Raw genomic sequence first — 12,355 nt, forward strand, 5'->3', positions numbered from 1 at the left:
TTAGCCTTTAATTGTTTTTATAATATATTTAATATCTTGCGCAAGGGACCAATGTTCAATATACTCTTTATTTATTTTCACCTTATCAGGCCAAATTATTTCATCATTGTACTTTTTAGGATCATCTACCTCAGCTAATATCTTTTCTTCATCTTTATACTTTATCGTAGCAGGACCAGTAATGCCAGGTTTGATAGATAAAAGAATTTGGTCTTCATCTTGGAGTTTGTCCATATATCCAGGAACATCTGGTCTAGGACCTACAAAACTCATATCTCCTTTAAGAATATTAAAAAGTTGTGGCAATTCATCTATTTTATAACGACGTAAAAAACGCCCACTTTTCGTAATACGGGCATCATTGGCTGTTGTAATGGATGTTCCGTTTAGATGCGGATACATTGTTTTTATTTTAATTATTGTAAAAAGCCTACCACCTTCTCCCACCCGCTTTTGAAAAAAAAATCCATTGCTCTTCGTTTCAATTGAAGCCACAAACCAAGCAACAAGAATTACAGGCCAAACGACAACAAGTCCAATTAATGCCAATATGACATCAAAAGTTCGTTTAATAATTTTTTGTTTTGGGCTCATTTGATTCTATAAATTTTCATCCAAGGACTTAATATCACAGGCTCAAAGAGCATAGGATCATAATTATCAAATAGATACATTTGGAAAAAAATGGAATTAATATACTTATTATCTGCTATAATAGCTTCGCCAAAGCTTTTATTGATAATAAGGCTTAATCCTTTGTCACGAATTTTTTGTTCTTTATAATGACTTTTCCCATTTTGATCAATACCTATAATATAGACGTTTTTAATTGGAGCCTGCTGGTTCCCGATAAGAATAACAGCCCTTCTTAGATCAACTATAAGTTGTCCGATATAAAGTTTCCCTCCTTTTTGAACTACTCTATTTTTGTAATAAAATTTCCTAGAATAAACCTTCCCAGTATTAAGATTACGTTCAGAAAAATAAGCAACTGTTGGGAATATATCAAACATTCTGTGAGGTAAAATTAAATAAATATCTCTGTTTAATTTTGGTGGTTTATATTCTTTTGTTGAAAGATTGGCAAAAAATTCATCAACATTAATCACTTTTTTGTTTTTTATAAACAATTGTGGTGCAACAGTTTTGTTCGTATCTACATATACTTTGATGGAAAGTTTCGCTAGATTTGCAGCCAGGCGTTGATCTGAGGTAGTAAGAATCTTTGAAACCAAAAAGTTATCTTCATTGTGTTTCCCCCCATCTATAAGAGTATTAACGTCTGCATAATACCAAATAGGATATCCATAATCCCACCACGTAATTGCGTAATCTTTAGGAAAACTTTTTTTGTTAAACTCATTAAGTAAAGCTACTTCACTTTTTAAAAGAGTTGTTGGCGTCAAATAGGGATAACTTTTTAGAGGATAAAATTCCTTGATACTATCAAGCCAACTTACCTTTTCGCAACATCCGGTAATATGCGTAATATTTGGAGCCAGGAGAAAAAGAGTACCTAGACTCACTGCTGCTATACGGACCTTTTTGGCTTCAAAACGCTCAGAAAGCCAAAAAAAGAAGTAAACTGCACTCATTGCGGCAATCGGGACTGCATAAACAGTAAATCGGAGGCCTCCAAAATAGGCAAAAAAACCTATCCCCCACAACGGAAGCGCAATAATAAACTCTTTATTGCGAATGAGTAATAAAATATATCCTGCAACAGCAATAACAAGCCCCAATAGAGAACCTACAATCCTATCCGCTACGACTTCGAAAGGAATTTTACCAGCCTCTCTGACCGTTTCGTTGACGTTAAGAAAATGGAGACCAGCAATTTGATCGGTATGAGAAGTATAAGAGAAAACTTTATGCAAAATAATCCCAAAAACATTCCCTATCAAAATAAATGCCAAAAAGCTCACACCTGCAGCAATTTGAAATTTTTTGAGCTCAGTATCATAAGTCTTGAGTAGAAACCAAAGAACTATCACAAGCAAGAGTTTAAACATCCATAAAATAGGCATTAGTGCAAAAGAAAAAATGATAATCGCTTTATAAGTAAACTTTTCATAGCGATAAAACAAAACCAGATACAAAAACATCATAATTCCCATCGCGTAAACAATGGAAAGCCCTTGGTCATAAAGCCAAGGATAAAGAATAACAGTCAAAGAGGCTGCTAAAATATAGTTTAAAGAGCGAGATTTTATAGCTGAGATCAAAAAAAAGAAAACAAACATAGGTAGCATTGCACTGAACATATCGGTATCGTAGTAACCAGCCAATGTCCGGTTGTAGTAGCTCCAGCCAATAGACGCAATAAGCGCACTCAAAAAACCCCATATAACATTGCCATAGAGTCTACCAACCAAAATGATTGGTATAACAACAAGGGAACTAAGAACAGGAGGTAAGTAAAGCATCGCCGTATCAAGAGAAATTGGCAGAAGTTTAACGATATAGGCGGTAATTACTGCCGTGCCGTACCGCCATACATCCAAGAGCCTTGGATTATCTAGATGCTCATGATACAAAATTTTTTGCGCCCCACTTCCAAAAAAATATCCATCTACATTATTAATCATTAACTGGCCATTCCAAAAAAATTCAGGGTTATGACTTGCCCACCCAATCCAGTAAAGATGGAATAGATAAGAAAATATATAGGCTGTAACAATGGCCAGTATCATCACCATGCTCTTTTTTTGCACATACATCTACATTCCTTTTATTTTCATTTTCAAAACATCGTATAATCCCGCTAAACTACCAACTCCATAACTAAAATGCAGTACCAAAAAAGCGAGTATTTGATGCAATAGAGAGGTATCTTTTTTTATTTGTAAACTTCTCAGTATTATTATAATCAAATAAAGAGTAAGCAAGAATAAAAACAGATAGAGCATCCATGAAGAAAAAAAGCTCAAAATCAAGCTAATGAGCAATGTCAAAACAAATAAAAGAGGGATGAAGTGGCGCAAAGACAAAGAGGAGAGCGTTTTTGTGTAGTATGCTGTCAAGATATTCCATTTTCCATTTTCAAAGCTGTTTTTGGCCAAATCTTTGAAATTTTCTCTTGCATAATAGGTACATGTTATATCTGGAACCAAATAGATCTTACCACCTGATTTTTTTAGCCGTTTATTGAACTCGATATCTTGATTACGAATAAGCCGTTCATCATAGAGACCAATTTTATTAAAGATCTCTTTCTTATAGCATCCAAAAGGGACAGTATCTACCTCTTGGATCTTTTTTACTCCGCTTCTGAAGGCGCTCCCTACTCCCAATCTGTCGCTTAAAACATTTTTGATGGCATTGGAGGTTTTTGTTTTATTTTTGACTTCGGTAATAACTACTCCGCCTACATTATCCGCATTCAACTTTTTGTGCCAATGAATAAGCTTACTAAAGTAGTCTCTTGGATAGAAGGAGTGAGCATCTAGACGAATAACATACTCCCCTTTTGCATTTTTGATACCTATATTCATCGCAATTGAAACAACTTTTTTAGGATTGTGGAGAAGTTTAAAAAACTGATACTTCTTTTGATACTCTTTTATAATATCTATCGTCTTATCACTACTTCCACCATCAATGAGTAAAACTTCCATTTTATCTTTAGGATACTCTTGCTCAATAATGGAATCCAAACATTTAGCAATATATTTTTCTTCGTTATAAATAGGAATAATAACAGAAATTTTGCTCACCTATTTTCCTTGAAAATAGCATCTATCTTATCTGAAACCATTTTTGGAGTAATCTTATCAAGACACTCAAAAGAGTCTTTGATACACCGAATCCCCCAAATCTTTGAATCAAAACATTCACTCTGACGACAGGAAAGCTCTAAATCGATATAGTGGTTTATCTTCTCATTATAACCACCAATTTCCAATCTATTGGTCATCCCATGAAGAGTCAATGTCTTTTTTTTCAATGCATATCCGATATGCATCAATCCATTGTCATTTCCCACAAGAAGATCCAAATGGTTGATTATCGCTATGGTATCTTTTAAAGATTCATTAACAACTGTAATATTTTTACACTCTCTTAACTGCTTTTTTAAATCCATCTCATCCGGACCAATAAAAACTAAAATATTTTCATCTTGATACTTTTTAAACAACTCCTTATAATTTTCAATACCCCATCTTTTAAATTTCTGATTTTTTCCACTTCCTATTGCAAAACCTAAATTTTTTCTATTTTTATCAATATATTTTTCAATTATTTTCTCATTTTTTCGCAAATAGATATAAGGAGATCGCTTAACCTGGCTTCTATGCAGCAACCTCTTGATGACATCTATATTTTCATCAATTCTATGCCTGTCTTTTCCATTAGATTTGCCAAACCACTCTTTTACACCTAACAAAAGCGCTAGTTTTTGAAGTTTGTTGACATCTGCTCCTACAGTTCCAACAAGATAGTCATATTTTTTAAAATTTTTTAATGCAAAAAAAAGTAAATGAATCTTCTTATCAATAACATAAATATTTTCAAATTTATCCAAACCAGTAAGTATTGTCTTGTTGAGAACAGAATGTAATATTAAATCAATCTCATAGCCATTATCATAAAGCATCTGCATTATAGGCGTAGCCATAATGGTATCACCAATACCGCCATTATGAAAGATTAAAATTTTTTTCACAAAACATCCTTAATAAACTGCAAAAGTTTTTGTGCCTGGTTTTGCCAACTATAGGAAGTAAAATCATAAGAAAACTCTTTTTTTTCAATTCTTTGCATCTTATTTGGAAAATCCTCTATTGGGCAAAAATGAATATAAGGAAGTCTCTTTTGCTCTAAAACTTTTAAAGGCGTAGCAATTACCTGTGCTCCACCCAAACCATATTCTAACGCTTTGATAGGAAAAGCGTTATTTGTAAAATCATTGAGATCAAATGGAATCAAACCAATATCCAAAGTTTTAAAGTAATTTACCACTTCATCTGGAGCAACAGTTCCGATAAAAAGGATATCGTTTTTAAATCTTTTTTTGACATTTCGAAAAAAACTGTTTTTGGAATCACCAACTACTATCATTGCTGTTTGAGAACTTTTTATTTGTATATACGCTTCACACGCTTTTTCTATCCCTGTCCACTCTTCCACACCTCCTATATAGCCAAAAACCTTTTTGTTTTCGAATCCAAACTCTTTTTTTAAAGTTCGCGCTTTTTTAAACTTATCTATATAAACGCCATTTTCGATTGTTATCGTTTTTGGATGAATTTTTTTTACTTTCTCTTCAATCGCTTCAGTGACACACATGACACCTTTTGCATGTTTTATATCCTTTTCAACCTTTTTTACTCTTTTTTCCGTTAAACCAATAGAAATATTTTGGGTCAAATGATCATCAACTAGATCATAAATTACTGGAACTTCAATATTATGCACATCAAATAAAAGAGCATTGGCATTGACTACCACATCTATCTTATATTTTTTAATTGCTTGATTAAGTAAAAAAGTATTAATTTGAGGTGCCAAAGATTCTGGTTTAAAGAGAAGGGGCATAAGAAGAAAATTTTCGTTGAGCAAAAAAGTTTGCAATAGAGTTTTTGTTTGCGAAAATATTTTACTTTTCAATGAGCTATTATCTATATACCAATCTAAAACAATTCCACCGCTATTTTTTGCCAATTCATAAACTCTATTGACAACGTTTTTATTTGGTACATGAGGAATAAAGAGTATTTTCATTGAGTAATCTTTTTTTGTATTTAAGTGCTAATAAGAACATTCCCAAAAAACTTACAATAAAACTGTAAATTACACTTTTTGCATCAAAATGCATTATATAAAACAGTGCAACTACAGACAAAAAAAGTAAAAAGCCAAAAACTCTTACTCTGAGTGCCAAGTCAAATCTATTAAATCCCTTAAGAATATTTAATGAAAAAGTAGTATATGCTAGAAATGGGAGCGTTGGCAAGAGAAGATTAAGCATCTTATAACTTTTTTCATACTCTCTTGGAAAAATAAACTTTACTATGAATGGCGTAAGAAAAAGACTTACAATAATTACTAGAAAAAAGATACTCAAATAAAAAATAAGTTTTCTATCAAACCTTTTGATCTCATCTATCATACCTCGAGCAATAAGTTTGGATATCTCAGGAAATGTAAAACTATTGAGAGGAAAAACAAATATAGAAACCAGTGAAAAAAAGATACTTCTAATAACAACTTGATACTCCGACAAAAAATCTATATCTCGAAAAAGTTTTATAATAATTAATGATGCCAAACTTATTCCTAGCCCACTAAAAAAGTACATTAAAGCCGTTAAGATATTGTTTTTGAAAAAATCTTTCACCTGATTAAAGGTAAATTTTTCATAAGTAAATTTCAATTCAGAGAACTTATAAATAAAAAAGACTTTTATGAGATACGAAAATACAAAAGCAAGAAAAAGGCTATTTAAATCATCCAAAAATGAGCTCAAAATAAAAAAAGATCCAACTAATCCTATTGCCATAAATAGATTTTCAAATAGCATAACCCTATACTGCTTCCATGCGGCATTGAAATAGGAAAAAAATATCGCCAAAGCATTCACAAAAAGCATAATCACTAAATAATAGAGAGGAAAAATTTTATATTCAAAAAAATAGTTATAATAAATAATTTCAAAGCAACAAGTTATAATAAAAAGTCCCCAAAAAGAAATTAAATACCAATAAACAACTCCCTTGAAATACTCTTCATCAAAAGCTTTAACTAGACTATCTTTAAATCCACTAAAAGCCATTACCCCAATAGCAATGAGATCCATAAAAGTATAAAATAAACCTAACTCATGTTTTGATATTTTATAAGAGAGATATATTTTAAATAAAAAATTTATACCCATAACCAAAACAGTGATAAAAGATGAAGAGAGTAAAAGTTTTTTCATTGTATTTTTTTGATTATCGCATAAAACTTAAGAACAAATTGGAAAATCAAAATTGCAAAAGCCATATAGACAAAAATTACATGTTGAAATATTGGATAGAAAAATAATAGCAGTGCTTCTACTTCAATTGTAGATGGAAATGGCTGTATGTGTTTTTCTTTCATAAAAAGAAGATATCTTTTTAGCAAATTTTTCTCATGAGAATTTTCTAAATCTTTTGTAATACTTTTACTTCCTTGATAATAGAGCATATCGTTATATTTGTTTACCAAGCAATTAAAAAAAAGTAACAATAAGAGCACAATCAACAAGTAAACTTGATTAAATTTAAGAAACAAAATCACAAATAAAACAGGAGCTTTTATCCAATCTGTAAAAACATCTAAAAAAGCACCAAATTTTGATGTTTGGTGAGTAACTCTTGCCAATGCACCATCTACTATATCTAAAATATAACTAAATTGATATAAAAAAGCACCTAAAATATAATATTCTTTCCAAAAAGCAATTCCTGCAAAAATAGCAACTATTAAACTTAATAAAGTTACTTGATTTGGAGTAATTTTTGTTTTATTGGCAAGGTATTTAGTGATAATTAACGATATTTTCAAATTTATAATCAAATCCCACCAGTTACGCTGTTTAAAGACTTGTTCAATATGCTTTTTCTCGATTACCATTTGAATATCCTATAAAAATAGAACACTATCCCTAAAGCATATAAAAACACTAGGAATAATAATATTTTTGGATAAAACAGACTTATACTCAAAAATAAAATAACAAAACTCCTATTTAAAAAATAGATAGGTGAAAATATAATTTTTTCTCTTTTATTCAATTTTTCAAATTGCACATGAGAATAAATCAAAATATCTTGAATATACGAATACAACATATTTAAAAATATTAATAAATTACCTGAGGAAAAATTATATCTATAAACAAATACCAATAATATTGCATTTTCTACAATTCTATCTGAGATATTGTCTAAAAAAGTGCCTTTTTTAGACAATTGTTTAGTTGCACGTGCTAACTGTCCATCTACACAATCAAATAAAAAAGATAGATGCAACAATAAAAATGACAGAACTCTATACTCATAAAAAAAAGATGCTGCAGCAAATATGCCTAATAATAAACTTACTGTTGTTATTTGATTTGGAGTCATTTTAGTTTTTGACAAAAGCAATGTCAGTTGATAAGCTATTTTTTGATAAACATAATATGATAAAATATCGGTATACTTAATTATCATTCAAAATGCTTTATAAGTTTATCAACTTCGTATTGGAGTTTTTTCAAATTTTCTATATTAATATCTAAATATTTTTTTAACCTATCTTTTAATAAAGTTGTTGAAATATTATCCGTTCTTTCTAAATATACTACTTGACAATATTGTTGTAAATAATCAAATTTCCCTTTCCAATCACTTCCCATAACAAAAATATTAATATTATATTTTTTAATATCTTCAATTTTTTGCTCCCAACTATTCTCAGGAAATACAAAATCAACATATCTAATACTTTTAACAATCTCTACTCTATCCTCATATGGAATAAAAATATCTTTATTTTTTAGTTTATTAAACTCATCAGTTGATACTCCAACATATAACTCATCTCCCAAAGCTTTAGCTCTTTTTAATAGATTTAAATGACCTATATGAAACATATCAAACGTTCCATACGTTAACACTCGTTGCATAAAACTTTTCCTTTTAGAAAATAGTATCTATTTACAAATCTCTTTCCATTTCCTTCAATAACTTCAATATTTTCTAATTTGAATCCATTTTCTTTCAAAATTTTTTCCCACTCCTTTTCACTATACCATTTCTCTCTAAAAGGGGAATCAAAAGGATACATCCATTTACCTTTGAATTCCAAAATAGGTTTTAATATTCCTAAAATAGAATAAGGATTTCTGTCTCCTATAATTATCTCACCATTATTTTTTAATACTCTTTTAATCTCCTTTAAGGCACTATCAATATAAGTATGTTGTAATACTTCAAAAGCCATTACTACATCAAAAAAATTGTCTTTAAAAGGAATATTATAAACACTACTTTTTAAAATATTTTCTTCTTCAAAGCCAGGATCTAGTCCAAAAAACTCTATATTCTTAAACTCTTTTTGTAGTTCATTTATAATTGCCCCCTTCCCACATCCAACATCAAGCACTTTTATCTTTTTATTTTTTGACAAAATATTCTTTAATCTTCTAATATACTCTTTATCCATATAAGATAAATTATTTGTTACTACATCAGAGAAAATATTGAAAGCATTTTTTACGAAATTTTCTTGTTCAATTTCTTTACTTAAATTTTCATATTCCAACAAAGCATCTATAAAAAACTTATTTGTCCAATTGACAAAATCAAAGCTTCCATATTTTCCCCAAAAAGGAATAGAAGCACTAAATCCGCCTTGCATAATTGAGCTTTTAAGCTGTTTTGCTTTAAGATAAAAAATGGTATTTATCGCACATTTTTTATAATCTTCATCATTAGTTATTTTATAGAGCCTTAAAGCAACTCCAGCCCATTGAGCAAGACCTGTCATACATCTTTCTTTGTTTACACAATTGAAACTACTATCATATTGAGAACATAATATCAAATCTCGATTTAAGTTTATCTCTTTGAAGCGATTTGCATTTTTCAAAATAGCTTCTAAAATCTTTTTATCTCTATTTAATTCAAAAACATCCAATAATCCTTCTAAAACATAAATTAAAGTATGCAAAAATGGTGGTACACCTTCTAAAAAAGAAGAAAGTTGAAAAAAATCATTTCCATCCTGCTTACTTAAAACCCACGCAATACTTTTTAAAGCTGCCTCTTTAATTTTTTCATCATCTGCTAAATTTCCATATATATACATCGCAGCTGCCACGCGCGAATAATAGGTATGAGGCTGCTTATTGTAAGCTACTCTTTTCCAACTACCATCCTTTTCTTGGTTATTTATAAGCCAGTATGCTGCTTTTTTTGCTACTTCTAAATACTTTAGATCTTTCATTTTTTTATACAAAAAATTAAGCCCAATCAAACATTGACCAGTATCAAAAGCAAAGGGCTCGTGATGATCTATTTCACTAAAACTTCCATCTTCATTTTGCACACTTAATAGCCACTCTCCTGCTCTTTTAGCAGATTTTATATAGCTATCTTCTTTTAAATATTCCCCAACTCTCCACATCGATGGTATGAGATACCCGGTCGTTTCAATATAACTTTTATCTCTTCCATCGATGAAGGAGAATTTCCTGCTATATCCACCATCTTCATTTTGCATAAAAAGTAACCAATCAGCAGCCAATTTCAAATGTGTTGTATTGTCAAAAACAGTTTCATCATACAAAGACTCTATAGAAACCTGTAAAATATTTGGATATTTTAAGGTATGTAAAAATCCAAAAATTTTATAAAATTGTTGTTTCAATCAAAAACTCCTTGATCCTCTCACTTGCTTTTCCATCTCCATAGGGATTGCGAGCCATTGCCATCTTCTCATACGCTTGTTTATCATCTATAAGCTGTTGTGCCTCTTTGACTATCTTTTCTTTATCTGTTCCTACTAATTTAACAGTACCAGCTTCCACTGCTTCTGGCCTCTCTGTCGTGTCACGCATAACTAGCACTGGCTTTCCAAGAGATGGTGCCTCTTCTTGTATACCTCCACTATCTGTAATGATAAAATATGATCTGTCCATAAGATAAACAAACTCTTCGTATGATAATGGCTCAATGAGATGGATATTTATGATATTAGAAAGTATCTCTTTTACTGGTTTTTGTACATTTGGATTGAGGTGGACGGGATAGACTATATCGATATCAGGATTTTTCAAAGCGATAGTTTTTAAAGCTTCACATATTTTTTTAAAACCCTCTCCAAAATTTTCTCTCCTATGACTGGTTACAAGAATTATTTTTCTATCATCTTGCAATTTATATTGAGTATTTATAGTATCAAAGATTTTGTATTCGAAATCTTGATTGTTTTTAATTTTATTGAGTGCTAAAAAGAGTGCATCGATAACGGTATTTCCTGTTACTACAATACTTTTTGGATCTTTATTCTCTTTTATAAGATTTTCTCTTGCACTCTTTGTTGGTGCAAAGTGATAGTTAGCTAATACTCCTGTAAGCTCTCTATTTGCCTCTTCTGGCCAAGGTGAATATAGATTGTAAGTTCTAAGACCTGCTTCCACATGTCCTACTTTTATCTTTTGATAAAAGGATGCTAGAGATGCTGCGAATGTTGTAGCAGTATCTCCATGCACTAATACAATATCTGGTTTAAAATCATCTAATACATCTTTCATACGCAAGAGAACACGTGATGTTATATCATAGAGATCTTGACCTGGTTGCATCAGATTTAAATCGTAATTCGGTTCTATCTCAAACAGTGCTAATACTTGATCAAGCATTAGGCGATGTTGTGCTGTCACACAAACCCTTGTTTCAAAGCTTTTTTCTTTTTCTAATACTTTTATTACTGGGGCCATTTTTATAGCCTCTGGACGGGTACCAAATGTTATCAAAATTTTCAATTATTATAGTCTCCTATCAATCACCTCTTTTGCTTTATAGGCCAAATAGTATGGATCTACTCCAATACAGTGTCCTCCCACAAGACCTGGCCGAAATGGCAAGAAATTCCATTTGGTTCCTGCGGCCTCTAAGACATCGAGTGTATCGATATTTAGTTTATCGAAGATGAGTGCCAGTTCATTGACAAAACCTATATTGATATCTCTTTGGGCATTTTCTATCACTTTTGCAGCCTCTGCTACTTTGATGCTTGGTGCTAGATGAGTGCCAGCTGTGATAATACTTTTATAGAGTGCATCCACTTTTTGTGCAATCTCTGGAGTACTGCCGCTTGTTACTTTTTTGATATTTGGTAGACGATGCTCTTTATCTCCTGGATTGATGCGTTCGGGAGAGTAGCCACAGAAAAAGTCTTTATTAAATGTAAGTCCACTTTCACGTTCCAGTTCAGGAACGCATACCTCTTCGGTACATCCTGGAAAGACGGTGCTTTCATAGATAACGATATCCCCTTTTTTAAGGACTCTTCCAACAGTTCTTGAAGCCATGACAAGAGGAGTGAGGTCTGGATTTTTGTGTGTATCGATGGGTGTTGGGACGGTAACGATATAGATATTTGCTTTTTTGATATCTTCTATAGATGTGGTAAAAGATAATTTTTTTGCTTCTTTGAGTTCATCTTCACTCACTTCCAGTGTTCTATCGATTCCCTTTTTTAATTCTTCGATTCTATTTGCGTTGATATCAAATCCAATCGTTTCATACTTTTTGCCAAACTCCACAGCTAGTGGTAAGCCTACGTAGCCAAGGCCGATGATGGATAGGGTCATTCAATGCCTTTTATATATATTATA

The 12,355-nt window shown here is 31.2% G+C and carries 11 protein-coding genes and 1 pseudogene; all 12 read right to left on the bottom strand.

The features are described 5' to 3' along the window. Window positions 1-594 carry a sugar transferase gene (locus NIS_RS06695; RefSeq protein WP_012082620.1) on the bottom strand — a complete coding sequence of 198 codons (594 nt, stop codon included), beginning with the start codon at window positions 592-594 and terminating at the stop codon, window positions 1-3. Next, entirely contained in the window at window positions 591-2,720 is a 2,130-nt protein-coding gene (locus tag NIS_RS06700) for an STT3 domain-containing protein (RefSeq protein ID WP_012082621.1), read from the bottom strand. The genes NIS_RS06695 and NIS_RS06700 overlap by 4 nt, the downstream gene beginning before the upstream one ends. After that, window positions 2,721-3,716, bottom strand: coding sequence for a glycosyltransferase family 2 protein (locus NIS_RS06705; RefSeq protein WP_012082622.1), 996 nt, complete (start codon window positions 3,714-3,716; stop codon window positions 2,721-2,723). Then, on the bottom strand, window positions 3,713-4,666 hold the full coding sequence (locus NIS_RS06710) for a glycosyltransferase family 9 protein (RefSeq protein ID WP_012082623.1): 954 nt from the start codon (window positions 4,664-4,666) through the stop codon (window positions 3,713-3,715). Before NIS_RS06710 ends, NIS_RS06705 begins: the two co-directional genes overlap by 4 nt. Then, window positions 4,663-5,724: a glycosyltransferase gene (locus NIS_RS06715; protein ID WP_012082624.1), complete on the bottom strand. Its 1,062-nt coding sequence runs from the start codon at window positions 5,722-5,724 to the stop codon at window positions 4,663-4,665. Before NIS_RS06715 ends, NIS_RS06710 begins: the two co-directional genes overlap by 4 nt. Further along, window positions 5,690-6,922, bottom strand: coding sequence for a lipopolysaccharide biosynthesis protein (locus tag NIS_RS06720; protein ID WP_012082625.1), 1,233 nt, complete (start codon window positions 6,920-6,922; stop codon window positions 5,690-5,692). Before NIS_RS06720 ends, NIS_RS06715 begins: the two co-directional genes overlap by 35 nt. Continuing rightward, window positions 6,919-7,602: a CDP-alcohol phosphatidyltransferase family protein gene (locus tag NIS_RS10070; protein WP_012082626.1), complete on the bottom strand. Its 684-nt coding sequence runs from the start codon at window positions 7,600-7,602 to the stop codon at window positions 6,919-6,921. Before NIS_RS10070 ends, NIS_RS06720 begins: the two co-directional genes overlap by 4 nt. Continuing rightward, window positions 7,596-8,183: a CDP-alcohol phosphatidyltransferase family protein gene (locus NIS_RS10075; RefSeq protein WP_012082627.1), complete on the bottom strand. Its 588-nt coding sequence runs from the start codon at window positions 8,181-8,183 to the stop codon at window positions 7,596-7,598. Before NIS_RS10075 ends, NIS_RS10070 begins: the two co-directional genes overlap by 7 nt. Further along, a complete protein-coding gene (locus NIS_RS06735) occupies window positions 8,180-8,638 on the bottom strand; it encodes an adenylyltransferase/cytidyltransferase family protein (RefSeq protein ID WP_012082628.1) in 459 nt (152 codons plus the stop codon). Before NIS_RS06735 ends, NIS_RS10075 begins: the two co-directional genes overlap by 4 nt. Next, window positions 8,623-10,383, bottom strand: coding sequence for a methyltransferase domain-containing protein (locus NIS_RS06740; protein ID WP_012082629.1), 1,761 nt, complete (start codon window positions 10,381-10,383; stop codon window positions 8,623-8,625). Before NIS_RS06740 ends, NIS_RS06735 begins: the two co-directional genes overlap by 16 nt. Then, complete coding sequence (gene wecB / locus NIS_RS06745) at window positions 10,364-11,500, bottom strand: non-hydrolyzing UDP-N-acetylglucosamine 2-epimerase (RefSeq protein ID WP_012082630.1); 1,137 nt, start codon at window positions 11,498-11,500, stop codon at window positions 10,364-10,366. Before wecB ends, NIS_RS06740 begins: the two co-directional genes overlap by 20 nt. A gap of 27 nt (window positions 11,501-11,527) precedes the next feature. Further along, a pseudogene (locus NIS_RS06750) lies at window positions 11,528-12,331 on the bottom strand (nucleotide sugar dehydrogenase); the annotation flags it as partial. Window positions 12,332-12,355 lie beyond the last annotated feature (24 nt).

The organism is Nitratiruptor sp. SB155-2 (assembly GCF_000010325.1).
Taxonomy (GTDB): Bacteria; Campylobacterota; Campylobacteria; order Campylobacterales; family Nitratiruptoraceae; genus Nitratiruptor.